Annotated in this window: 26 protein-coding genes; 6 read left to right on the forward strand and 20 right to left on the reverse strand. The window is 54.0% G+C overall.

The window, feature by feature from the left end:
- Positions 1 to 75: 75 nt before the first annotated feature.
- On the forward strand, positions 76 to 1887 hold the full coding sequence (locus KFE80_07965; GenBank protein UTW44336.1) for a GGDEF domain-containing protein: 1812 nt from the start codon (positions 76 to 78) through the stop codon (positions 1885 to 1887).
- Between the two features lie 3 nt (positions 1888 to 1890).
- On the opposite strand, the gene KFE80_07970 is transcribed toward KFE80_07965, so the two are convergent.
- The gene (locus KFE80_07970) at positions 1891 to 2580 is read right to left on the reverse strand and encodes an SDR family oxidoreductase (GenBank protein ID UTW44337.1); all 690 of its coding nucleotides are present in this window, start codon (positions 2578 to 2580) and stop codon (positions 1891 to 1893) included.
- A 108-nt stretch (positions 2581 to 2688) separates the two neighbouring features.
- Between KFE80_07970 and pyk the strand changes: the two genes are divergently transcribed.
- Positions 2689 to 4122: a pyruvate kinase gene (pyk, locus tag KFE80_07975; GenBank protein UTW44338.1), complete on the forward strand. Its 1434-nt coding sequence runs from the start codon at positions 2689 to 2691 to the stop codon at positions 4120 to 4122.
- Between the two features lie 7 nt (positions 4123 to 4129).
- Here the strand turns inward: pyk and KFE80_07980 are convergent, their stop codons facing one another.
- The 10 genes from KFE80_07980 to KFE80_08025 all read right to left on the reverse strand — a co-directional run bounded on the left by KFE80_07980 (position 4130) and on the right by KFE80_08025 (position 11671).
- Positions 4130 to 4504: a DUF393 domain-containing protein gene (locus KFE80_07980; GenBank protein ID UTW44339.1), complete on the reverse strand. Its 375-nt coding sequence runs from the start codon at positions 4502 to 4504 to the stop codon at positions 4130 to 4132.
- 15 nt (positions 4505 to 4519) lie between these two features.
- A complete protein-coding gene (locus tag KFE80_07985; GenBank protein UTW44340.1) occupies positions 4520 to 6040 on the reverse strand; it encodes a cryptochrome/photolyase family protein in 1521 nt (506 codons plus the stop codon).
- 3 nt (positions 6041 to 6043) lie between these two features.
- The gene (locus KFE80_07990; GenBank protein UTW44341.1) at positions 6044 to 7474 is read right to left on the reverse strand and encodes a deoxyribodipyrimidine photo-lyase; all 1431 of its coding nucleotides are present in this window, start codon (positions 7472 to 7474) and stop codon (positions 6044 to 6046) included.
- A gap of 20 nt (positions 7475 to 7494) precedes the next feature.
- The gene (locus KFE80_07995) at positions 7495 to 8478 is read right to left on the reverse strand and encodes an FAD-dependent oxidoreductase (protein ID UTW46673.1); all 984 of its coding nucleotides are present in this window, start codon (positions 8476 to 8478) and stop codon (positions 7495 to 7497) included.
- A 13-nt stretch (positions 8479 to 8491) separates the two neighbouring features.
- Complete coding sequence (locus KFE80_08000; protein UTW44342.1) at positions 8492 to 8929, reverse strand: DUF3429 domain-containing protein; 438 nt, start codon at positions 8927 to 8929, stop codon at positions 8492 to 8494.
- Positions 8930 to 9015: 86 nt separating this feature from the next.
- Positions 9016 to 9534: an SRPBCC domain-containing protein gene (locus tag KFE80_08005; protein ID UTW44343.1), complete on the reverse strand. Its 519-nt coding sequence runs from the start codon at positions 9532 to 9534 to the stop codon at positions 9016 to 9018.
- On the reverse strand, positions 9524 to 10135 hold the full coding sequence (gene paaY / locus KFE80_08010) for a phenylacetic acid degradation protein PaaY (protein ID UTW44344.1): 612 nt from the start codon (positions 10133 to 10135) through the stop codon (positions 9524 to 9526). The genes KFE80_08005 and paaY overlap by 11 nt, the downstream gene beginning before the upstream one ends.
- A gap of 138 nt (positions 10136 to 10273) precedes the next feature.
- The gene (gene secB / locus KFE80_08015) at positions 10274 to 10852 is read right to left on the reverse strand and encodes a protein-export chaperone SecB (GenBank protein UTW44345.1); all 579 of its coding nucleotides are present in this window, start codon (positions 10850 to 10852) and stop codon (positions 10274 to 10276) included.
- Between the two features lie 100 nt (positions 10853 to 10952).
- Positions 10953 to 11210, reverse strand: a complete 258-nt coding sequence (gene grxC, locus KFE80_08020; protein UTW44346.1) for a glutaredoxin 3 — start codon at positions 11208 to 11210, stop codon at positions 10953 to 10955.
- Positions 11210 to 11671: a rhodanese-like domain-containing protein gene (locus tag KFE80_08025; protein UTW44347.1), complete on the reverse strand. Its 462-nt coding sequence runs from the start codon at positions 11669 to 11671 to the stop codon at positions 11210 to 11212. The genes grxC and KFE80_08025 overlap by 1 nt, the downstream gene beginning before the upstream one ends.
- 142 nt (positions 11672 to 11813) lie before the next feature.
- On the opposite strand from KFE80_08025, the gene gpmI reads away from it, so the two are divergent.
- From gpmI to KFE80_08045, 4 genes are all read left to right on the forward strand, one after another.
- Positions 11814 to 13352 carry a 2,3-bisphosphoglycerate-independent phosphoglycerate mutase gene (gene gpmI / locus KFE80_08030; protein ID UTW44348.1) on the forward strand — a complete coding sequence of 513 codons (1539 nt, stop codon included), beginning with the start codon at positions 11814 to 11816 and terminating at the stop codon, positions 13350 to 13352.
- Positions 13353 to 13358: 6 nt separating this feature from the next.
- Positions 13359 to 14510: a peptidoglycan DD-metalloendopeptidase family protein gene (locus KFE80_08035; GenBank protein UTW44349.1), complete on the forward strand. Its 1152-nt coding sequence runs from the start codon at positions 13359 to 13361 to the stop codon at positions 14508 to 14510.
- Positions 14511 to 14615: 105 nt separating this feature from the next.
- Positions 14616 to 15941, forward strand: coding sequence for a S41 family peptidase (locus KFE80_08040; GenBank protein UTW44350.1), 1326 nt, complete (start codon positions 14616 to 14618; stop codon positions 15939 to 15941).
- 212 nt (positions 15942 to 16153) lie between these two features.
- Positions 16154 to 16387 (forward strand): hypothetical protein, encoded by a 234-nt coding sequence (locus KFE80_08045; GenBank protein ID UTW44351.1) that lies wholly within the window; start codon positions 16154 to 16156, stop codon positions 16385 to 16387.
- Positions 16388 to 16479: 92 nt separating this feature from the next.
- On the opposite strand, the gene ribA is transcribed toward KFE80_08045, so the two are convergent.
- The 9 genes from ribA to nrdR all read right to left on the reverse strand — a co-directional run bounded on the left by ribA (position 16480) and on the right by nrdR (position 22931).
- Positions 16480 to 17067 carry a GTP cyclohydrolase II gene (ribA, locus tag KFE80_08050; protein UTW44352.1) on the reverse strand — a complete coding sequence of 196 codons (588 nt, stop codon included), beginning with the start codon at positions 17065 to 17067 and terminating at the stop codon, positions 16480 to 16482.
- A gap of 66 nt (positions 17068 to 17133) precedes the next feature.
- The gene (locus tag KFE80_08055; GenBank protein UTW44353.1) at positions 17134 to 17598 is read right to left on the reverse strand and encodes a phosphatidylglycerophosphatase A; all 465 of its coding nucleotides are present in this window, start codon (positions 17596 to 17598) and stop codon (positions 17134 to 17136) included.
- A gap of 9 nt (positions 17599 to 17607) precedes the next feature.
- Entirely contained in the window at positions 17608 to 18564 is a 957-nt protein-coding gene (gene thiL, locus KFE80_08060) for a thiamine-phosphate kinase (GenBank protein ID UTW44354.1), read from the reverse strand.
- 13 nt (positions 18565 to 18577) lie between these two features.
- Entirely contained in the window at positions 18578 to 19015 is a 438-nt protein-coding gene (gene nusB / locus KFE80_08065; GenBank protein UTW44355.1) for a transcription antitermination factor NusB, read from the reverse strand.
- Positions 19016 to 19087: 72 nt separating this feature from the next.
- Positions 19088 to 19558 carry a 6,7-dimethyl-8-ribityllumazine synthase gene (locus KFE80_08070; GenBank protein UTW44356.1) on the reverse strand — a complete coding sequence of 157 codons (471 nt, stop codon included), beginning with the start codon at positions 19556 to 19558 and terminating at the stop codon, positions 19088 to 19090.
- A gap of 25 nt (positions 19559 to 19583) precedes the next feature.
- On the reverse strand, positions 19584 to 20693 hold the full coding sequence (gene ribB, locus KFE80_08075) for a 3,4-dihydroxy-2-butanone-4-phosphate synthase (GenBank protein UTW44357.1): 1110 nt from the start codon (positions 20691 to 20693) through the stop codon (positions 19584 to 19586).
- Between the two features lie 12 nt (positions 20694 to 20705).
- A complete protein-coding gene (locus KFE80_08080) occupies positions 20706 to 21320 on the reverse strand; it encodes a riboflavin synthase (GenBank protein ID UTW44358.1) in 615 nt (204 codons plus the stop codon).
- A gap of 27 nt (positions 21321 to 21347) precedes the next feature.
- A complete protein-coding gene (gene ribD, locus KFE80_08085; protein UTW46674.1) occupies positions 21348 to 22421 on the reverse strand; it encodes a bifunctional diaminohydroxyphosphoribosylaminopyrimidine deaminase/5-amino-6-(5-phosphoribosylamino)uracil reductase RibD in 1074 nt (357 codons plus the stop codon).
- Between the two features lie 48 nt (positions 22422 to 22469).
- A complete protein-coding gene (gene nrdR, locus KFE80_08090) occupies positions 22470 to 22931 on the reverse strand; it encodes a transcriptional regulator NrdR (GenBank protein ID UTW44359.1) in 462 nt (153 codons plus the stop codon).
- Between the last annotated feature and the right edge of the window lie 8 nt (positions 22932 to 22939).

Genomic DNA, 22939 nt, shown 5'->3' on the forward strand with positions numbered 1-22939 from the left:
ATTTTTGTCACACAACTGTCACAGTGCAGTTCCATGATAATTTTCTGCACATAATAAAATAAGCAGGAGTGTGGGATGGGGGTCTCAGACAATACGCTGGTTGACAGCGCAGATATCGAACAACAGCTAACCAACATACTGGACAACGACTTACTCAGTATTTGGTTTCAGCCTATTATTGATTTTCCCAACCGCACCATACTCGGCTACGAAGCCTTAGCTCGAGGCCCCAAAGGCAGTCCGCTGCATCTCCCCATCCAATTGTTTGCCGCCGCCGAGCGCTGCAACCTGTTAAGGCAGCTGGAGCAGTGTTGCATCACCTCTGCCATTGACCGCTTTAGTAAATTGGCATTGCCGGGCAAGCTGTTTATCAATATTGCCGCTCCCGATCTTACCGAATTAGACGCAGCCAACAACCCCATTAGCCGCGCATTAATCGACAACAGCGATCGTCTGGATATTGTGTTGGAAATTTCCGAAAAGCACCCGCTGAATGACTATCAGCGCATTCGGGAAATTGCCGACTACTGCCGCCAACACCAGCTTCAGCTAGCTATTGATGACTTGGGCAGCGGTTATTCCGGGTTGCGCACTTGGGCGGAAATTCGCCCGGACTACGTCAAAGTGGATATGCATTTTGTTCACGACATTCATTCGGATTCGGTAAAGCGGGAGTTCGTTAATTCCATCTGTGAAATCTCCCGCGGCCTCAACTGCCAGGTGATTGCAGAGGGCATTGAACAGCCTCAAGAGCTGGAAGCACTGCGCAACCTGGGCATCAAGCTGGGCCAAGGCTATCTGCTGCAAAAGCCAGTGGAGAGCCCGGAAAAATCCGCCAGCGCCTTCCGTGAGCATTTGGACAACAGCGGCACCATGACTGTACGGCGGCTGAAAACACGGCCCAGAGATACCGTCATGGAACTGGTGCAAAATGCCCAAACCCTGAGCCCCAATGTGGCGGCCGAAGACATTAACGATGCTTTTATACGCCATCCAGAAATCAGTTCTATCCCCATTGTTGAGAACAACAAACCTCGGGGATTAATTTCTCGCGCTCAGATTCTGGAATTATTTTCCGGGCGTTTTTCTCATCAACTGTACGGCCGTAAGCCGGTGCAGGAGATTATGAATCGAACCCCGGTAGTGGTGGATTACGAAGCCCGCTTGGAGGAAGTGAGTAAGCGCGTTACCGGCCTCGAGCAGGCGGACTTAAACGACGACTTTATCGTTACCCGGGGTGGCGATTATATCGGCGTAGGTAAAGTCAGCGATCTGTTGCGCCGCATTACCGACTATCAAATGCGCTACGCCCGCTACAGCAACCCACTGACGCTATTGCCCGGCAACGTGCCCATCTACGAGTGGATTGACGAACTGCTGAATCAGAGCGAGCCATTTCGCCTTGCCTATATCGACCTCAATAATTTCAAACCCTTTAACGACACCTACGGTTACAGCCGAGGGGACGAAGTACTGGCGAGCTTGGGAGATATCCTCAACAGTGCAGTGGACACCGACAAGGACTTGGTGGGCCATGTGGGTGGCGACGATTTCGTGATTCTGTTTCGCAGTGACGACTGGCGCCAACAGTGCGAACACATTTTCGAGTTGTTTAATAAAGAGCGACAGCGTTTCTACAGCGAAGAGGCATTAAACGAGGGCGGCATCTGGAGCGAAGACCGCCAGGGCAACAGCGCTTTCTTTGGCCTGTTAACCATTGCCATTGGCGTGGTTTCCCCAGACCCGGCACGTTGCCATTCCCACCACGAAGTCGCTCGGCTGGCCTCCGACGCCAAGCACCAGGCCAAGGCCCGCGGCAACAATGAGCATTTTATTTTCCTGTCTCGCCGCCGCGGCCCTGCAGAAGACCACTTTGCTCGAAAATAATAACTACCAGGGAATTTCGGTACCGTCATAGTTAATAAAATGGCCGGACTGTTCCGGAGTCAGCTCATCCAACACCTTTTTCAAACCCGTTGCACTTTGTTCGGTGGTAATCAGCGCATTGGGGCCGCCCATGTCCGTTTGCACCCAACCGGGGTGTAATACCACAGCCTTGATGCCCAACTCAGCGGTATCAATAGACAGGCTTTTCATGGCTTGGTTGAGCGCAGTTTTGGAGGAGCGATACATGTAGGTGCTGCCCCTTTGATTGTCTTCAATGCTCCCTACCTTGCTGCTCACAGCCGCAATGGTTTTGCCTTTACTGGCGGCCACGTTATCCAGAAACGTCTGCGCCATCAGCAAGGGAGCGATGGTATTGATCCGCACCACTTGTAACCATTCATCCACATCCAGGCTGCCCAAACGGTTGCCGTCACCGCCGTACACACCCGCGTTATTCAACAGCAAGTCAATGGGTTCGCTGCCAATGGCTTCAGCCAACGCCGCAATGCTGCGCTCACTATCCACCTCCAGCGTGTGCACCACCAGCTGCTGGCTGTACTCCTCTTGCAACTGCTGCAAGTCTGGCGACGGCTTGCGGCAACAACCGTGAACCCGCCAGCCGCTCTGCACATACTGGCGAGTTAGCTCCAATCCAATACCTCGGTTGCAGCCGGTAATCAGCAAGGTTTTCATAGTAGGCTCCCGGTAATGTAAAAATCTGATCAGATGTTATCTGTGTGTCATGGTAGTTGCTATACAATGTGCGCTTTATTTCGTCGCCATCCCACTGCAGATACCGTCATGTATAAACGCACCAAGATTATAGCCACCCTGGGCCCAGCCAGCTCCGACGCCGATACCATCAGCCACCTTATCCAGGCCGGTGCCAACGTATTCCGTATCAACTTCTCTCACGGCAACGCCGAAGAGCATATGGAGCGGGCTCGCATTGTGCGTGAAGAAGCCGACAAGCTATCGGCCAACGTGGCCCTGTTAGGGGACTTGCAGGGCCCCAAAATTCGCGTTGCCGGGTTTCGTGATGGCGAAGCCGAGCTGGTAGAGGGTGCAGCCTTTGTACTCGACACCCAGCACCCAGAAAGTGACGGCGACCAACACATTGTCGGCTGCAGCTACCAGGCCCTGCCTCAGGACTGCAAACCCGGGCAAACACTGTTGCTGGACGACGGCCGCCTGCAGCTGGAAATTGAACGCATTGACGGCACTCAGGTTCACACCAAAGTGGTTGTGGGCGGCACTCTTTATCCCCGCAAAGGCATCAACCTGCTGGGTGGCGGGCTGTCTGCTCCGGCGTTGACCGAGAAAGACCTCAACGACCTGACAGTGGCCACGCAAATGAACATTGATTACCTGGCCATTTCTTTCCCGCGCACTGCCGAGGACATGAATTACGCTCGGGAATGCGCCGAAAAAGCCGGTTGCCATGCCCGCCTGGTGGCAAAAATTGAACGTGCGGAAACCGTCGCTAATGACAAAACCCTGGATGACATCATTTGCGCTTCCGACGCGGTGATGGTGGCTCGTGGCGACTTGGGCGTGGAAATTGGCGACGCTGGCCTGATTGGCGTACAGAAAAAAATCATCCTCCGCGCCCGCCAGCTAAACCGCGCCGTGATTACCGCTACTCAAATGATGGAAACCATGATCGACAACGCTATCCCCACGCGGGCCGAGGTGTTTGACGTAGCCAACGCGGTACTGGATGGCACCGATGCGGTGATGCTGTCGGCGGAAACCGCCACCGGCAAGCACCCGGTGACGGTGGTAGAGGCGATGAGCCGCATCGCCCTGGGTGCAGAAAAGCAACGCTGCACTCAGATTTCCGGCCACCGTATGGATCGGCAGTTCCGGGAGTCCGAAGACGCCATCGCCATGGCTGCCATGTACGCTGCCAACCACATGCCCGACGTCAAAGCGATTATCTGTTTGACCGAATCCGGCAACACCCCACTGTTAATGTCGCGGATCCGCTCCGGCATTCCAATTTTTGCTCTGTCCGAGCACCAAAGTACCCTTAACCGTATGGCGCTGTTTCGTGGTGTTATCCCCCGTTACTACGACATCTCCGGTAATAACCGCAACAACTTACTCTCAGATGCGGTGGAACAGCTGAAATCCAATGGCTTCCTGAATAAAGGCGATGTGGTACTGGGTACACGCGGCGACCAGGTTGGTGAAGGTGGGATGACCAATACCTTGAAGGTGTTTGAGGTTTAGCCCCAGATTACCCGCTGCCGGTATCTTCTGCGATCTGGCAGTGGCTTAGCCGCTTAAAACGCCACTTGGCAAACCCGCGATAGCTGATATCAGCCAACTGGCGAACCCCAGGCAGTGCCACCAGCGTCGCCAATATTCGCCAACGTTTCAACTGCGCCCACATCAAGATAAATGCATCGACGCCAATGTGCAGCCGGCCGTTGTTATCGACTGCGTGCAACAGCTTGAGCGCACCCGCCACACTCACCCCCAGCTGACGCAAAGCGTCTTCTGAACAGTTAGCATCCCGCCACGTGAAAATACCCTCGGGGGCAATACGTTGGTAGTGAGCAATCTCTTTGCTGCACAGGCCGCACTGGCCGTCGTAGAAAACCGTGATCATCACCGATCTCCAGAGTTACAAATTGTCCAAAAAGGTTTGGCTGTCGGTACGCACTTGTTCGGCTTTGGCCTCTCCCATCCGGTCGTAGGTTTTGTATATCATGCCCAAACGATGATTAGAACTGAGCCTATCCCGATGGCGAGCCAGAAAATCCCAATACAGGTAGTTAAATGGGCAGGCGTCCGGGCCGTTCTTTTGGCTCACCTTATAACTGCAGTTTTTGCAGTAGTCGGACATTTTATTGATGTAACTGCCACCCGCTGCGTAGGGTTTGCTGGCCAGAAAGCCGCCATCGGCAAACAGCACCATGCCGGACACATTGGGCAATTCCACCCACTCGTAGGCGTCGGCGTAAACCACCAAAAACCATTCATTCACTTGTTTCGGATCAATACCAGCCAATAGAGCAAAATTGCCCAGCACCATCAGCCGTTGAATGTGATGGGCGTAGGCATTGTCGCGAGTTTCCGATACGCATTGGCGCAAGCAGTTCATCGGCGTGTCTGCTGTCCAGTAGAAATCTGGCAAATCACGCTCTGCGTTAAAAAAGTTTTGTTCGCGGTAATCTGGCATCTTCAGCCAATAAATGCCGCGCACGTATTCCCGCCAGCCGATGATTTGCCGCACAAAGCCTTCAACCGCATTCAATGGCGCCTTACCTTGGTGAAAGGCCGCTTCCGCAGCCTGCACACATTCAGCGGGCAACAGCAAACCGCAGTTTAGATACAAGCTGATGTGAGAGTGATACATCCAGGGCTCACCTTCCAGCATGGCGTCCTGGTAATCGCCAAACTTCCCAAGGCGCAGCTCAATAAAGCTGGCCAATACGTGCAGAGCCTGTTTTCGGGTGACCGCGTAATGAAACGGTTCAAGGTTGCCAAAATGATCGGGAAACTGTTTGGCAACCAATGCCAGAACGTCTTTGCTGATGTCGTCGACATCGGTTTTGTAAGGCGGAGGAATGTCCAGTTTGCTGGTGGGTGGTTTGCGGTTGCTGGCATCGTAGTTCCATTTGCCACCGACCGGTTTATCGCCGTCCATTAAAATATTGTATTGCTTACGCATTTCTCGATAAAAATATTCCATGCGCAACTGCTTGCGATCAGCCGCCCAACGTGCAAATCCCGATAAAGAACACATAAAGCGGGTGTCTGGGCGAACCTCTACTGGAATGCTCAAATGTTGTTGCCAAGTTTTGATATTTTCCAGAACTCGGTACTCACCGGGGTAGGTAACAATCACGGAGGACATTTTTTTGTTATTGGAAAATCGGATAACTTCGCTTTGCAGAGAGCCGGTATTTTCGGTGTCATCCAGCTTTACATAGTGAACGGGATAACCTTTTTCAATGAGTTCAGCGGCAAAGTGCCGCATGGCAGAAAACAAAAATGCAATTTTCTTTTTGTGGTGTTTCACATACTGAGCTTCTTGAGCCACTTCGCACATCAGCACAATGTCTTCAGCAGGATTGCAGCCATACAGACTGGAGATGGTTTCAGACAGTTGATCGCCTAGAATAAGCCGAAGAACAGCCATCAATCATTCGCCAGTTGAGTCTGTTGATAAAGACTTAAACGCCTCCAGTGCCTCTACCCGAGACTGCTTTAAATCCACAACCGGCTTGGGGTAAGTCGTCCCCAGATTGATCTTCGCATCCAACAGAACCTGCTCTGGCGCTTCCCACGGGCTGAACAGATACTTATCAGGTAAAGAAGCAATTTCAGGGATGTAGCGCCTTACGTAACTGCCGTCCGGGTCAAATTTTTGCCCCTGAGTGACCGGGTTAAAAATTCGGAAGTACGGTGCGGCATCAGCACCACAGCCAGCGATCCATTGCCAGCTGGCGCTGTTGTTGGCCAGGTCGGCATCCAACAAGGTATCCCAAAACCAGCGCTCGCCGTGGTGCCAGTGCAGGCGCAAATTCTTCACCAGAAATGAACCAACGATCATACGCACCCGGTTGTGCATGTAACCGGTTTGCCACAGCTCGCGCATACCCGCGTCCACCATGGGAATTCCGGTAAGACCTACCTGCCAAGCGTTTAAACGGTCCGGCTGATCAGCCCAGGGAAAGCGATCAAATTTGCTCTGTAAATTTTGCTTGGGCAGCGTTGGGTTGTGGTAGAGCTGGCTGTAGGAAAATTCCCGCCAACCCAGTTCACTGCAAAAATGATCAATATTGGGGTTATCTCCCAAACGACGAACCGTATGCCAAAGTTGATTGGGGGATATTTCACCGAAATGCAGGTAGGGCGACAGTCTGGAAACACAATTTTTTTCCGGGAAGTTGCGCCCCTCTTTATAGTCGTGCAAACCGTTTTCAATAAACTGTTCAAAAACGATTTGAGCGTGATCTTCACCGATTCTCCATTGATCATAAAAAGCCGCATCCCAGGGAATATTGGGCAGCAGGTTTAAATCACCAATACCAGATACACCTTCAATATCCGATAAATAATGGACACCGCGCGGAGCTTTTAAAGGCGCTCGTGGCGGCTGTGCCTGCAGGCAGCCTTTGCGATAAAACGGCGTAAATACTTTGTAATGACCGCCATCATTTTTGTGCACTTGCCAAGGTTCCCACAACAAAGAACCGTTGCTGCTTTTTACCGCAACACCGCTATTGCTCAGCTGTTGTTTTATGTCCGCATCGCGAGTGGTGCGCCAGGGTTCGTAGCAGCGATTCCAGTACACCGCTGTTACGCCCAGGCGTTTGACCAGCTCACCAATAATGATTGCTGGGTCGCCACAGTAAACGGACAAATTGCCTTGCAGGGACTCATTCAGGGACGTCAATGAGTGGTGCAGCCACCAGCGGCTGGCACCTCCCATGGCGTATTCACCGGCGCTGCCCTCGTCCAATATATAAATGGGCAACACCCGTTTATGCTGAGCCGCCAGTGCCAGTGCGGGATTGTCAGACAGCCGTAAATCTTGCCGAAACCAGATAATGGCCAAGTCGTCTGTCATAAAAAATACGCCTCTATCGATTAAAGAACATCAGTCAATGCCTGAGCCAATGCATCGCCGCTGTTAAATGCGGCTTCAACCTTGCCTTCAATCAACCAGTCTCCACACACGCCAATCTGGTGCTCCGCATCAACCAGGCAGGGCTCGCCAGTTTGTTTGAGGGCGTTGGCATAACGCCAACCGTGCAAGGCTTTATGGCTGGCCTGACTGACATCAATACCCAAAATTTCTCCGAGTTGCTGGCTCAAGTGGCCCATCACTTGGTCGCGGTCATCGTCGGTATGCACACCGGCCCACTGGTTACTGGAATGGGCCATTACGCTAAAGGCCTGTGCCCTGTCTGGCTTGGTGTGGTTTAAGGCAATCCAGCTGATGTCTTCGCCGTGTACAGTTGCGCCATCAAAACCCAACTCCAGTGGCTCATCAAAACCCAGCATCAGTGAGAAGCAGGCCTGCATACGAATGGAGGCCACGGTTTGGTAACAACTGCTTTCTGCTGGCAGCAACTCTGCGGTCTGCTCAGCAGGAGCCGCAAAAATGACCCAGTCGTAAACCCCTAGTGATGCACCTTGATCATCCGTAAGTACCCATTTGCTGTGCTCCTTGGCAATAGAACCCACTCGTGTTTGCAACTGCACCGACAGCTGTTGGCGCAAATGCTTGGCCATCGCGCTCATTCCCGGCGCACACACATAGGGGGCAATATTTGATTCTGTTGATGAACACGGTGCCGCTTGCCGATTGTGGATATCCACAAAACGCCCTTCCCATGGCTGGACAACTCCTTGGTCGATCATCGGTGATAGAAACGCTTTAAATCGATCACCCCTGGCACGAAAAAATTGTGCTCCGTGATCAAACGCAAAAGGCTCTGCTCGCCGAGTGGACATACGCCCACCCACGCCGCGAGATTTTTCAAATACCGTCACACTGACTCGCTCACGCAACCCATGAGCAACGGTAAGCCCGGCAAGGCCAGCCCCAACAACTGCAATATCCACCAGTCAGGATCTCCTGTTAAGAACTACTAAAAATAAATGACACCACCAGTGCGGCTGACACAACAGCGGTGACGCCACATCGGATAGAAAAGTACGCTTTGCTAATATGACCCAGCTGAAGCTGCTTGCGATCCATCACCAATAGGCCAACAAACGCGACTACGAGAAGCCATAGAAACACTGACAACGGCAACAGCAGGTACCCCAGCCAGACACCAACGGTGATAATGTTTGTCAACAAACCAATGGATCGAGCCCACTGCTGGTCAGCCTGAAACTGTTGGCCCCAGAGACTGCCAGCCATAAACGAAGCGATCACCAGCCCATAGGTGGACAACACCACTTGAACATCGCCTACGTAAGGCAGGCTGTAGACACCGAGTAGTAAACAGAGGGCGCAGAGCACAAAAGGCAGTGCTCCCAGATAGGCGAGATACGCGTAGAGTTTTCTCATACCAGCAAGTTCGGGGTAATTTCACCCCATACTACGGATATGAGTTCAAGAAAATGTGAAACTGCAGAGTGGCGTTTTACCGGTGACTATTTCTCCAATGCCAACCTTAAGCGTTCAACCTGCCCAGCCTGTACCCGGTCAACAACAGCGGCCAGCTGCTCCAAGCCACCTTCCATAAAGCCGGTGACCTGATAACGGTGTACTACTTGTGTTTTTTGGTCATCCAGTTTTTTGAATTCCCAAGACATTCCACCGTGTATACCCATCATTTGCAGTGGCCCTAAGCCGCCAGTCATATGTACTGCATGGCCGGGCTTCACATAGGTCACTGTCATATGCAGAACTTCCATATCGGCGGTTTTTTCGTAGAAACGCCCACCTGCTTTTGGTTCCAGATACATATTGGCAGCATCGCCAGAGTAGGTGTGGCTGGAATCCCACCACTGGCCTATTTGTAAAAACTGTTGGTAAACCGCTTGCCGCGGCCCATTGACCTGAGTGGAAATTTCAATGGCAAAGCCATTTGCACTTTTAGCGGTTACTTCGGCCAGAGAGGTGGGCGCAAATACTAACGCCACAAGGCTTAAAAACACTTTAGCGACCATCAGGCTTCTCCTGTTCGAACAATGGTGTGATATTGCCAGCATCGATACGGCTTCGATCCGGCTCCACTTCCGTTAATGGCTCAACTCTTCGCAACGTTTGGTGGCAGCGAACAGCCAGCTGCTGATATTCCGCTGTACCCTGAGTTTTCCACTGAATCTGTTCATCACTTACTGGCTTAATCACTTTAGCGGGGCTGCCGACGACCATGCTGCGCGGTTCGCACTGAAACGCCGCTTTTACAAACGCACCAGCTGCGACGATGGATTCCTCGCCAATAACCGCTCCATCCATCACCACTGCGTTCATGCCCACCAGGGCGTTGCGACCAATACGACAACCATGCAGTACCGCGCCGTGGCCAATATGGCCATTTTGCTCCACAACAGCGTCTTTGCCGGGAAAGCTGTGCATCACACAGGTATCTTGAACATTAGCCCCCTGCTCCACAACGATGCGACCGAAGTCACCGCGCAAACAAGCGCAAGGGCCGATGTAACAATCTGGCCCAATAATGACATCGCCAATCAGCTCCGCAGACGGATGCACATAAGCAGTAGGGTGAACAACCGGAGTCAGGCCGTCAATCGCATAGCAAGGCATGGGATTCTCCGCCGATTTAAGAATATCGAGAATGCAGGGCCACAGGCGCGCCGTCAAGGCTGTGGCAGGTGAAGAAAACCGAAGCACAAAAAAGCCCGCAAGTTGCGGGCTTTTAAAGATGAAGAAAGCTGCTTTGCTTTAGTGAGCGGTTTCAGCAGCGCCTTCTTGTTGTTGCTCCGCCTGGGCTTTGGCTTGAGCCAGTGCTTGCATAAACAACGCATCAAAATTGATGGGGGGCAACATCAACGCCGGGAAAGAACCCTTGGTCACTACGTTATCGATAACTTCGCGAGCGTAAGGGAACAGCATGTTCGGGCAAGCGGTATTCAGCACCTGAGCCAACTGCTGGCCCTCCAGGCCTTTTACGGTAAACAGACCAGCCTGCTGTACTTCCACCAGGTAAAGGGCTTCTTCTTCGCTCTTTACGGTGATGGTCAGCTGCAGGGTGACTTCGTACAAACCATCTTCCACCTTTTTGGTTTTGGTGGTCATTTCCTGGTTAACGTTGGGTTTCCATTGCTTGCGAAACGCTTCAACACCTTGAGGAGTTTCGAAAGAGAGGTCTTTCAAGTACATACGCTGCATGGCGAATTGCACTTGTGGCTGATCTTGACCTTGGGCAGCAGCCTGCTCACCCTCTGCGGTGCCTTCGGTTTCAGTGGGTTGTTCAGCGTCAGTGGTTTCTTCAATGTTTTCGTTGGTGGTTTCGTCAGCCATGGAATTTGCCTTCTTTCTTGAGTATTCAAGTGTTAATGAGGAGCGCCTACCGCTCTTTTATATTGGTTGTGAAAGGTATATGGAGCCAGCCTGGCACATTTCAAGCACTGGCCAGTAATTTATCCAGATTACCTTGCTGGTCCATACGTTGCAGGTCGTCAAACCCGCCCACATGGGTGTCGCCCACCCATATTTGAGGCACGGTGCGCTGGCCACTGCGCTGCTTCACCTCTGCTCGAAGCTTGGGGTTGGCATCTACGGAAATGTCCTTAAAGTCGACCTTTTTGGACTTGAGCAAGCGCCGGGCAGCGATGCAGTAGGGGCAGAATTTGGTGCCATAAAGTACTACGTTGGCCATTACTGTTTACCTTTTTTCTTGGACTTGGTTTTTTCCTTACTCTTACTGTCTTTCCCTTTGACCAGTGGTAGGTTTTGATTCTGCCATTCAGAAATGCCACCACGAATACGACGCACATCAAAGCCCTGCTTGCGCAGCACCTTGCCAGCAGCACCGGCGTGCTGGCCCAGTTTATCGGCCACCACCAGGGTTTTGCCCTTGTGCTTGTCCAACTCTGTCAGGCGGTCCGCCAGCTTATCGTGAGGGATATTGATCGCGTCAGTAATATGACCAGCGTCGTATTCTTTGTGGTTGCGCACATCCAGCAGAACACCATCGCCAGAATTCAGCAAAACCACCACCTCGCTGGTAGACAACAGTTTGCCGCCTTTATTCCCTTCGGTAATCGCCAACAGGTAAACCAGTACCAGACCAATGCTGACCAGTAGCCACTGGTCGCTGATAAACACAAAAAAATCCACGACTTCAATTCCAGTCAGTTATTTCAAGAGGCGGGAGTATAAACGAGCTGTGGCCGGTGAGCCATGGGGTAGCAACCATGGAGTTGACCGCTAGAAACCGTTACCATTCACCGCTGTTTTCACCGTCTGACTTATGGATACCATGAACACGCCCAAGAAACCCCTGGTACTACTGATTCTCGATGGTTGGGGGCACAGCGATGCCACCGAACACAATGCCATTCACGCCGCCAACACACCGATTTGGGACAAGCTGTGGGCAGAGGCACCACGCACCCTGATTCAAACCTCAGGCATGGCGGTAGGTCTGCCCGAGGGCCAAATGGGCAACAGCGAAGTGGGCCATATGACATTGGGCGCTGGCCGGGTGGTGTATCAAAACTACACCCGCATCAATAAAGCCATTGAAGATGGCGACTTTTACAACAACCCGGCTTATGTAGACGCCATCGACAAAGCCGTGACGGCCGGCAAAGCGGTTCATATTCTGGGACTGTTGTCTCCAGGGGGTGTTCACAGCCATGAAAGCCACATCGCCGCCGCCTGCGAATTGGCCGCCCAGCGAGGGGCAAAACAACTGTATGTTCACGGCTTTTTAGATGGGCGTGACTGCCCGCCACGCAGTGCACAACCGTCTTTGGAACAACTGCAGGCCAAACTGGCGGATTTGGGCGTCGGTGAAATCGCCAGCCTCTGCGGCCGCTACTACGCCATGGATCGGGACTCACGCTGGGATCGCGTGCAGAGCGCTTACGACCTGCTGACCCTGGGGCGCGCCGAGTTTAATGCCGACGACGCCGTAGCTGGCCTGCAAACGGCCTACGATCGGGAAGAAAACGACGAGTTTGTTCAAGCCACCACCATCAACGGTGGCCGTGTCATTGAAGATGGCGATGCGGTGCTGTTTATGAACTTCCGCCCTGATCGCGCTCGCCAGATTACCCGCGCCTTTGTGGATTCGGATTTTGACGGCTTCGAGCGCCAAGCCACACCGGCACTGGCGGATTTTGTGATGACCACCGAGTACGCCGCTGATATCAACACCCCCTGCGCATTCCCGCCCCAGGCACTGGTCAATTCCATGGGTGAGTACCTGGCCAACCAGGGCAAAACCCAATTGCGCATCGCCGAGACGGAAAAGTACGCTCACGTTACCTTTTTCTACTCCGGTGGCCGTGAAGAACTTTACCCGGGTGAAGAACGCATTCTGGTGCCCTCCCCTCAGGTGGCCACTTACGATTTGCAGCCAGAAATGAGTGCCGGCGAAGTCACCGACAAGTTGGTAGACGCCATTGAAGGCGGCACCTTTGATGCGGTGATTTGCAACTACGCCAACGGCGATATGGTGGGACACACCGGCGTATTTGATGCCGCGGTAAAAGCCGCTGAGTATGTAGACCAATGTGTTGGCCGCATCATCGAAGCCGTCAACGGAGTGGGTGGCGACTGCTTGATCACTGCCGACCACGGCAACCTGGAAGAAATGTTTGACAGCGAATCTGGCCAAGTCAGCACCCAGCACAGCACACTGCCAGTACCTCTGGTGTATGTGGGTACTCAATCCTTGCAGTTGAGTGACGATGGCTCACTGGCAGACGTGGCCCCCACCATGCTGGCACTGATGAACTTGGCTCAGCCCCAGGAGATGGGCGGGCGCTCCCTGGCGGTTGTGAAAGGGTAAGCGTTTTTGTCGACGATCACTGCCAGCACCTGGCGAGCGGTCTGCCTGCTGGCAGGGTTGCTGGCGTGGCTGCCGCTGCATGCGGACAAAGCCAGTGAAGAGAAAAAGCTCAATACCTTAAAAGCACGCATTGCCGAGCTGCAAAAGGGCTTACAAGCCAGCGCCAAGAATCGCGACCAGCAAAGCCAGGCATTGCGGCAAACTGAAATCGCAGCGGGCAAATTACGCCAGCAAATAACTCGCACCGAGGCGGCTTTAAACCAGCTGCGTTCAGAGCTGGTTACCCTGAACAAACAGCGCCGCCAACTGCAAACCGCCAAAACCGAACAACAAGGCCTGATTGCCCAACACATTAACGCCGCCTACCGATTGGGTCGTGAAGAGCAAATAAAGCTGCTGTTGAACGAACAGGAACCCGCCCGCTTTAACCGCCTGCTGAAATACCACGACTACTTTTTGCGCGCCCGCAACGACAAAGTAGAACGCTACTTAACCACCATCCGCGAGTTGGACCAAGTGCAGATGGCTATTACCGAAAAGCAGCAATTGCAACTGAATCAACAACAGGCGCTGAAACAACAGCAAGCGCAACTCAACACACAAATCGACCAGCGCAAATCCGCCCTGGCAGCCATCGCCAAGGAAATTCGCAGCGATCAGCAACAGCTGAACAAACTGCAACAGGAACGAGCCGCTCTCGAGCAAGTCATCGCTTCATTGGAGCGAGCCATTGCCGAACTGGATCTGGCGGGCAATAGCGAACCCTTTGCCAATCGTCAGGGCAAACTCAACTGGCCAGTCAAAGGTCAGCTGCGCAAGCGTTTTGGCAATCGCCGTCAAGCGGATATACGTTGGAACGGTTGGCTGTTGAGCGCTCGTTCCGGTACCGCAGTAAACGCTATTCATCATGGCCGGGTGGTGTTTTCGGATTATCTGCGAGGCCACGGCCTGCTGATTATTATCGACCACGGCGATGGCTACATGAGTCTCTACGCTCACAACCAAGTGTTGTTGAAAGAAACCGGGGAGTGGGTTCAAAGTGGGGAGCTGATCTCCCAGGTTGGCAATTCCGGTGGCCTGGATGAGAGCGCTCTGTATTTTGAGATTCGCAAAAACGGCCAGCCCCGTAACCCGTCAAAGTGGCTGAAGCGGGGATAATTACGCCCTCTGAATATCCAATAATTGCCGACCGCAAGAAACTCTTTCCCTTTTAGAGCCTCCAAACTTACACTTCAGACGTTTGTTTATGGATAAGGCATTACTATGCACTCTCGCAACTCTCTGCGCCGATTGACCGCTGCCCTGCCCCTGGCTTTATTGCTGGGGGGGCCATTACAGGCAGCAGAAAACCCCGAACAACAGAGTGACGAGGCACCCAAAGCCCAACTGCCTCTGGAAGAGCTGCGGGCATTTACCCAGATCTTCGATCACATCCGCAAATCCTATGTGGAGGAAGTGGACGATCGAACCCTGCTGCAAAATGCCATTAATGGCCTGCTCAACAACCTCGACCCCCACTCGACCTACCTGGATCAAGACGCATTCTCGCAACTGCAAAAAAGCAGCAACGGCGAAGAGTTCAGTGGTATTGGTATTGAAGTCGACATGGAAGACAGTGCGGTGAGAGTGGTTGCTCCCATCGATGACTCCCCCGCCACCAAAGCGGGCATCTTGGCCGGCGACCGGATCGTTAAAATCGATGACAAAGTGGTCAAAGGCCTGAGCCAGGACGAAGCCATTGGCCTGATGCGCGGCCCCAGAGGCTCAAGTGTAGAACTGACCATTTTGCGCAAGGGCGCCAGTGGGCCACTGACGCTGGAAATTGTCCGCGATACCATCAAATCCCTCAGCGTACGCAGCCGAATTCTGGAGCCGGGATACGGCTACATTCGCATCTCCCAGTTCCAGGTGGAAACCGGCGAGCAATTTCGCAACAGCCTGCTCAAACTGATGGGCTCTGAAGATCCGTTCAAAGGCCTGGTGCTGGATTTGCGCAACAACCCCGGCGGGGTTTTGCCAGCAGCGATTGAAGTTGCAGACACCCTGTTGGACGGCGGCATGGTGACCTACACCAAAGGCCGTTTGCCCAGCTCCAACACCGAATACGAAGCCGGCTCTGACGACATCACCGGCAACACACCCGTGGTAGTGCTGATTGACGGCGGCTCTGCATCGGCTTCAGAAATTGTCGCCGGTGCCCTTCAAGATCATCGCCGGGCCATCGTGGTGGGCACCCGCAGTTTTGGTAAAGGCTCTGTGCAAAGCGTGGTGCAAATTTCTGAAACCGAAGGCCTGAAGCTCACCACCGCCCGCTACTTCACCCCCAGTGGCCGCTCTATTCAGGCCAAGGGTATACAGCCAGATATCATCATTAAGCGCGCAGATTTGGTGCCGCTAAAAGGCCAGGATTACGTCATCAGTGAGTCCAGCCTTAATGGGCATTTATCCAACCCGGATAAAGATTCGGATCAAAGTGCCGAAAAAGAGATAACAGCGGATATTATGGACAATCAGTTGGCGGAAGGTTTGAACGTATTGAAGGGCGTTTACATTCTGAGCCGCAAAGAAGCAACATTTGACCGCTTGTAACAATTAAGTCACAATCCATCTGGATTCCGACGCAGAAAACCGTCAAATTGGTGGTCGGATTCTATATTAAAGGGAAGGACTTCTAATGGTCTTGCACCGTGGTGTTATAAAATCCATGGCAAGAACCTGCGAAAAGAGCTTTTAAAAGCCAGGATTGCAGTATTTATAGCAAAGCAGTATCCAACAGCATACACCCGTGGGAGGGTACAGAAGTGGTACCGGAATATAGAGAAGGCGACATCCAAGAGCAGCTTCCTGTTCGTAGTGAGCGGTTTTTTAACCTCCACAACTTCTGGTTTTTTGCAACCAGAGAAGGCGCCGCCGTTGGCCCTTACGATTCAAAGCATCAGGCTCAGGCCGGAGTCAGTGACTACATTGAATTTGTCACCCGTGCCGATCCGTCGTCCTTGCAGTTCTTTACCACAGGCACCAAATTCGGCACTTAAGTCGTATCGGTTCCGTTGATGTAAAAAGCCCGGCTAGTGCCGGGCTTTTTGCTTTTTCTCAAACAGTTACGTTATTACATCAAGGCTAAAAGCTAATCAAACAAGTGCCCAAGCTTTCCCGCCTTAGTAGCCAGATATTTGGCATTGTGGGGATTGGAACCCGATTGCAAAGGCACCCGCTCCACCACCTCAACACCCTGGCCTTTAATCGCCTGCACTTTGCGCGGGTTATTAGTCATTAGGCGTACTTTTTTAACCCCCAGGTGTTCAAGCATCGGCTGGCAAATGCTGTAATCACGCATATCGGCACCAAAGCCCAGTTTTTCGTTGGCCTCCACCGTATCGTGGCCCGCATCCTGGAGATGGTAGGCCTTGATCTTATTGAGCAAGCCAATGCCTCTGCCCTCCTGACGCAGGTATAAAATCACACCCCGCCCTTGTTCGGCGATGCGCTTCATGGCCGCTTGCAGCTGCGCCCCGCAATCGCAGCGCTGGGAAAACAACGCGTCCCCTGTCAGGCATTCCGAGTGCACCCGCATCAGCACGGGCTGCTCGCCCGATAAATCTCCCATTGAAATCGCAATGTGTTCTTTGTTGTTGACGGAATCGTCAAAACCGTGGATGGCAAACACACCAAACTCGGTGGGAAGCTGCGAAGATTCTACAAATTTCAAGGACACTAAACGCTCCGGGGGTGAGTAGGGCGACTATTGTAACGGCAAGGGGTTGGCTGTAAAGGCAGTTCACTACTGCAGTAAGCTATAGATCGTAAACAGAATCGCCCAGCTGTAAGCGCCGGCCAAAATGTCATCCAGCATAATGCCCGCGCCACCATGAATACGCCGGTCGCACCAGCTGATCGGCCAGGGTTTGAAAATATCAAACACCCGAAAAACCACAAAGCCCGCAATAATCCAGGGCCAGCTAGCGGGCAGTGCCGCCATGGTCAGCCAGTAGCCCACGAACTCATCCCAGACAATGCCCGGGTGGTCGTGTACGCCAAGGTCTTTGGCGGTTTTTCCACACAGATAAACGCCCACTAAACCAGCAATAACCACCACGGCCAAATATTCCAGCAGTGGCAGTGTGGACAGCGGCAGATACAGCAGCACTGCCATCAACGTACCTGCGGTACCCGGTGCTTTCGGGGACAGTCCGGAGCCAAAGCCAAAGGCCAGTAGGTGGATCGGATTTTTCAATAATTGGGTCATGGTTGCCGCTCAAAAGTGTTGGAAGCCCCGGGGGGCCATAACGGTTTTAACACCATCAGTATCGCGGGCAACGATATCACCGCCTGCCACGCACTCGCCAATTTCGGTTATTTCGCAGTCACTATCGAGCTCAGCAAGTGAAGCCAGTTTTTCCACCGGTACCGCAAAACAGAGCTCGTAGTCATCACCTCCGTGCAGCGCCCAGTCAAACAGGCGTTGACGGTAATTTCCAGATGCCGGCCAAGGCATCTGCTCTAAAGCCGCTATATCCAGCTCGGCACCTACGCCGCTGCGCTGGCAAATATGGTTGAGGTCCGCCAATAAGCCATCGGACACATCGATCGCGGCGCTGGCAATGCCACGCAGCTGTTCACCCAGCGCCAACCGTGGCTGAGGATTGGTAAAACGGGCAACCGCACAATCTCGCAATGGACCAGACCCGGGCGTAAACCGGTTTTGAAGACACGCCAAACCCGCTGCCGCCAAACCGGGAAGGCCACTGACGAACAGTTTATCCCCCGGGCGCGCACCACTGGGGGTCAGCGCCTGCCCCTTGGGGGCAACCCCATGAACCGTGATAGTAACCACCAATGGCCCTCGGGTGGTGTCGCCGCCGACCAGAGAACAATGGTAACGGCGGGCCATGGCCGCCAGGCCATCACTGAAACTGGCCAGCCAATTCGCGTCTTCTTCGGGAAGGGTAAGCGCCAGGGTGAACCAGCGGGGCTCCGCTCCCATGGCCGCTAAATCGCTGAGGTTGCTGCCCAAGGCCCGGCTGGCAATATACTCGGGAGTCAGGCCTTGGGGAAAGTGAACACCTTCAACCAGAGTATCGGTGGCCACCACCAGCTGCTCATCCGGCCGATGCTCAACCACTGCGCCGTCATCACCAATACCCAGCGCGACCCCTTCACTGAGGGTTTGCAAATTGCTGAAATAGCGCCGAATCAGGCTGAATTCGCTCATTAAGGTTAGAGAATCAGGAACGCGCTGCACTGACTTCCACAGCGCGCTTGTCAGCCGCCACTTTGTCCATCACACCGTTGATGTATTTGTACGAGTCGGTAGCGCCGAATTTTTTCGCCAGTGACACCGCTTCGTTAATCACCACTTTGTAGGGCACATCAATGCGATACAGCATCTCGTAGCAGCTCAGCTCCAGTACCGCCCGGGCAACGGGGTCGAGTTCGTCAATAGCGCGATCCAGGTGCGGCAGGTAAGCCGCTTCAATGGTATCGATGTGCTTGGGAACCCCATGCAATATTTCGCGAAAATAGTCGCCATCGAGGCGCTTCATGTCGTTATCGGTATGGAATTCAGCATCGATGTCTACCAGCGAGGCACCGCTCATATGCCACTGGTAAAGTGCCTGCACCAGCAGGTGGCGGGCTTTTTTGCGCTGTGATGGTGTGCTCACGTTTTCAATATCTCTCGTTTATCGTGCCAGCCACTGAGTGCACACAGTAGCAACGGCTGAATTGGGTATGGGTTATAGATTGCGGAAAAGGGTCAGCATTTCCAGGGCCGTCAGCGCCGCTTCTTCACCTTTGTTTTCTTCATTATCCGCCGAGCGCAGCTGCGCTTGCTCCAAAGTGTCTGTGGTCAGCAAACCAAAGGCCACGACTTTGCCTTGATCCAGTGCCACTTGGCCGAGCCCGCGAGTGGTTTCGCTGCACACATAGTCAAAGTGCGGGGTATCACCGCGAATCACGCAGCCCAGGGAGAGCACCGCATCGAAACGATTGGTTTGCAACACTTTCTGGGTGGCCAGGGGCAGCTCAAAAGCCCCGGGCACCCGACACACCGACAAGTTGCTCTCGTCGAAACCGTGGCGAGCCAGTGCCCGACGGGCACCATTGAGCAAGCCTTCTGTAATCTCTCCGTTCCAGCGCGCAACCACCACTGCGATACGGGCTTCGCCCACCTCAAAACTGCCTTCGTCAGGACGATATTCGCTCATCGTTACTTTCCTATGGCTCTATGGCTTATGGACAATCAATCATTTCCACCACTTCCAGGTCGAAGCCGGACAGCGCTGGGAATTTAAACGGTGCACTCAACAGGCGCATTTGGCTGACACCCAATTCGCGCAAAATCTGCGAGCCAGTGCCTACTTGCTGATACACCATGGGCGCCTTGGTGGTGTTGGCGGGCGCCTCATCAAAAACATGTTGCAGCTGGCTCTCGATATCGTCTGCGGTTTCTTCGTGGCACAGCAATACCACCACACCACGACCCTCGCTGGCAACGGTCTGCATGGCTTTGGGGAAAGTCCAGCTGGAGTGAGGGCTATTGGGCTTGCGCAGGGTAAATACATCTTTCAGTGCACTGCCCACATGCACCCGAACCAGTGGCGGCTCGCCGGCCAGCTCTCCCATCACAAAGGCAAAATGTTTTTCACCACGGGCCACATCCAAAAAGGTGTGCAGCTGAAACCCGCCGTAGTCGGTATCCACAGAACGTGAGGCAATGCATTCGACGGTTTTTTCGGTGGCAATGCGGTGGTGAATCAGGTCGGCAATAGTGCCTATTTTCAGGTTGTGCTTTTTGGCAAACACTTCCAGATCCGGGCGCCGTGCCATGGTGCCGTCTTCGTTCATAATCTCGACAATCACCGCCGCCGATTCGTAACCCGCCAGGCGCGCCAAGTCACAGCTGGCTTCAGTGTGGCCGGCACGGCTCAACACGCCACCAGGCTGCGCCATAATCGGGAAGATATGCCCCGGCTGCACGATGTCTACCGAGGAGGCACTGGGCGCTACCGCCGCCTGTACGGTGCGGGCGCGATCCGCCGCAGAGATACCAGTGGTGACCCCTTCTGCCGCCTCAATGGAAAGCGTAAAGTTGGTGCCAAAGCGGCCACCGGCATTACCCACCATCAACGGCAGGTTGAGCTGCTGACAGCGCTCACGGCTCATGGGCATACACACCAAACCGCGGCCTTCGGTGGCCATAAAGTTGATGTCTTCCGGGCGCACCTGGGAAGCGGCCATCACCAGATCACCTTCGTTCTCGCGATCTTCATCATCCATCAGGATCACCATTTTGCCCTGGCGAATATCGTCGATCAGTTCTTCAGTGGTATTCAGTGCCATGTGGCAAGCCCCTTAACGGATTTTCTCTGCGGCCTGGTCGCCCAGCAACAGGCGCTCCAGATAACGGGCAATCAGATCCACCTCCAGATTAACCCGGGTGCCTGGCTGGTAACTGTCCATAACGGTTTTTTCCAGCGTATGCGGGACGATGTTGAGCTCGAAGTCACAGCCATTGACCGCATTAACCGTGAGGCTGGTGCCGTCCACCGTCACCGAGCCTTTGTGGGCGATGTACTTGGCCAGCTCTGTGGGCGCACGCAGCACAAAGCGCTCGGAGCGGGCGTCTGGATGACGGCTCACCACCTCTCCCAAACCGTCCACGTGACCGCTGACCATATGGCCGCCCAATCGCGTTTGCGGGGTTAAGGCTTTTTCCAAATTCACCGGGCTGCCGGGCTGCCACTCACCCACAGTAGTGAGATTCAAGGTCTCCACAGACACGTCGGCCACATAGCCATCCCCAGGCAGCTCAATCACCGTCAGGCACACACCATTGGTGGCAATGCTGTCACCCAGTGACACATCGCCCAAATCCAGTTGGTTGGTATTCACCCGCAGGCGCACGTCGCCGCCGCGCTGTTCCACAGAAACAATTTCACCAACCGCTTCGATAATTCCAGTAAACATTGATCGCTAAAACCCTATGTATGGCTATTAACGGCGAAGAAGCGCGGTAATGCGCATATCTTCGCCAATCATACGAACATCCTGAATATCCAGCTTGTGCTGTTGATCCATCTTTTCAATCGGCAAACTCAGTAACGGCCGAGCACCACTGCCCAGCAAACAAGGGGCTTGATAAACCACCAACTGGTCCACCAAACCTGCCGCCACAAATGCCCCTGCCAGCTCGGCACCGGCTTCGACCAGCACCTCATTGCATTGCCGTTTGGCCAGCTCCTGCAATAATGCCAACAAATCCACCTGGCCATTGGCACCGAGCATTACCCGTGTTTCTACACCATCGACCTGAGGGCCCGCGGTGACTGCCAATAATTCACCCGGTTGTTGGCGAATATTCGCAGCACCAGGAAGCTGCCCCTGGCTATCGACCACAACTTTTAGTGGCTGGCGAATCAGCGGCTGGCCATGGCATTGTGCACCCAGTTCCACTGCCCTTACGGTCATTTGCGGATCATCATGCAGCACGGTGCCGATACCGGTCACAACAGCACAGCTGCGGGCACGCAGCTTTTGCACGTCCGCCCTGGCTGCTGCACCGGTAATCCACTGGCTCTCACCACTGGCCATGGCGGTACGGCCATCGAGACTGGACGCCATTTTCACGGTGACCCATGGCAACTGCTGACTCATGCGTTTGCAAAAACCCGGGTTGAGTTGCTGCGCCTGCTGCTCCAAAAGCGGCCCGACAACATCAATCCCCGCGTCCCGCAACCGCTGCAACCCTCGCCCAGCCACACTGGGGTTAGGGTCTTCCATGCCGTAAACCACCCTGGCCACCTGGGCATCAATCAGCGCGTCGGCACAGGGGGCTGTGCGCCCACTGTGACTGCAGGGCTCCAAGGTGACATACACGGTCGCGCCGTTGACGGCAGCGCTATTGCCAGCGGCATCTGCCAGCGCATTCACTTCGGCGTGACCTTGCCCCGCCCATTGGTGCCAGCCCTCCCCAATCAGCTCACCGTCCTGTTCGATCAGGCAGCCGACACGAGGATTAGGGGACGTGGTGTAAAGACCTCGCCGCGCCAATTGTATGGCCTGGGCCATACGGCGACGATCGTGGCTTGAAGCTTGATTGGGTTGGCTGGCCATAAATCAGGAGCGGTCACTACCTTCCAGCTTGTCCAGCTCGGCGCGAAACTCGTTGAGGTCCTGAAAGCTGCGGTACACCGAGGCAAAGCGCACATAGGCGACTTCATCCAGCTGACGCAATTGCTCCATCACGTGTTCGCCCACCACACGGCTGGGTACCTCCCGTTCGCCAGCGGCCTGCAATGCGTGCTTGATGTGGGAAATGGCGGCTTCGATTTGCTCCATGCTCACCGGCCGTTTTTCCAGTGCGCGCAACAGGCCAGCCCTGAGCTTGTCATCATTAAAGGGCTCCCGGCTGTTGTCACTTTTAATCACCCGGGGCATCAGCAATTCCGCCAGCTCGTAGGTGGTAAAGCGCTCTTTGCAGGAGAGACATTCACGGCGACGACGCACCTGGCCGCCTTCAGCCACCAGGCGTGAATCAATCACCTTGGTTTCGTCTTTGCCGCAAAAAGGACAGTGCATAGGCGCTC

Source organism: bacterium SCSIO 12696 (genome assembly GCA_024397955.1).
In the GTDB taxonomy this organism is placed as follows: Bacteria; Pseudomonadota; Gammaproteobacteria; order Pseudomonadales; family Porticoccaceae; genus SCSIO-12696.

What these genes read in the sequence shown, in the direction of transcription:
- KFE80_07965 (UTW44336.1), top strand. Translation starts at nt 76, where the DNA reads ATGGGGGTCTCAGACAATACGCTGGTTGACAGCGCAGATATCGAACAA.
- KFE80_07970 (UTW44337.1), bottom strand. Translation starts at nt 2,580, where the DNA reads ATGAAAACCTTGCTGATTACCGGCTGCAACCGAGGTATTGGATTGGAG.
- pyk (UTW44338.1), top strand. Translation starts at nt 2,689, where the DNA reads ATGTATAAACGCACCAAGATTATAGCCACCCTGGGCCCAGCCAGCTCC.
- KFE80_07980 (UTW44339.1), bottom strand. Translation starts at nt 4,504, where the DNA reads ATGATCACGGTTTTCTACGACGGCCAGTGCGGCCTGTGCAGCAAAGAG.
- KFE80_07985 (UTW44340.1), bottom strand. Translation starts at nt 6,040, where the DNA reads ATGGCTGTTCTTCGGCTTATTCTAGGCGATCAACTGTCTGAAACCATC.
- KFE80_07990 (UTW44341.1), bottom strand. Translation starts at nt 7,474, where the DNA reads ATGACAGACGACTTGGCCATTATCTGGTTTCGGCAAGATTTACGGCTG.
- KFE80_08000 (UTW44342.1), bottom strand. Translation starts at nt 8,929, where the DNA reads ATGAGAAAACTCTACGCGTATCTCGCCTATCTGGGAGCACTGCCTTTT.
- KFE80_08005 (UTW44343.1), bottom strand. Translation starts at nt 9,534, where the DNA reads ATGGTCGCTAAAGTGTTTTTAAGCCTTGTGGCGTTAGTATTTGCGCCC.
- paaY (UTW44344.1), bottom strand. Translation starts at nt 10,135, where the DNA reads ATGCCTTGCTATGCGATTGACGGCCTGACTCCGGTTGTTCACCCTACT.
- secB (UTW44345.1), bottom strand. Translation starts at nt 10,852, where the DNA reads ATGGCTGACGAAACCACCAACGAAAACATTGAAGAAACCACTGACGCT.
- grxC (UTW44346.1), bottom strand. Translation starts at nt 11,210, where the DNA reads ATGGCCAACGTAGTACTTTATGGCACCAAATTCTGCCCCTACTGCATC.
- gpmI (UTW44348.1), top strand. Translation starts at nt 11,814, where the DNA reads ATGAACACGCCCAAGAAACCCCTGGTACTACTGATTCTCGATGGTTGG.
- KFE80_08040 (UTW44350.1), top strand. Translation starts at nt 14,616, where the DNA reads ATGCACTCTCGCAACTCTCTGCGCCGATTGACCGCTGCCCTGCCCCTG.
- KFE80_08055 (UTW44353.1), bottom strand. Translation starts at nt 17,598, where the DNA reads ATGACCCAATTATTGAAAAATCCGATCCACCTACTGGCCTTTGGCTTT.
- thiL (UTW44354.1), bottom strand. Translation starts at nt 18,564, where the DNA reads ATGAGCGAATTCAGCCTGATTCGGCGCTATTTCAGCAATTTGCAAACC.
- KFE80_08070 (UTW44356.1), bottom strand. Translation starts at nt 19,558, where the DNA reads ATGAGCGAATATCGTCCTGACGAAGGCAGTTTTGAGGTGGGCGAAGCC.
- ribB (UTW44357.1), bottom strand. Translation starts at nt 20,693, where the DNA reads ATGGCACTGAATACCACTGAAGAACTGATCGACGATATTCGCCAGGGC.
- KFE80_08080 (UTW44358.1), bottom strand. Translation starts at nt 21,320, where the DNA reads ATGTTTACTGGAATTATCGAAGCGGTTGGTGAAATTGTTTCTGTGGAA.
- ribD (UTW46674.1), bottom strand. Translation starts at nt 22,421, where the DNA reads ATGGCCCAGGCCATACAATTGGCGCGGCGAGGTCTTTACACCACGTCC.
- nrdR (UTW44359.1), bottom strand. Translation starts at nt 22,931, where the DNA reads ATGCACTGTCCTTTTTGCGGCAAAGACGAAACCAAGGTGATTGATTCA.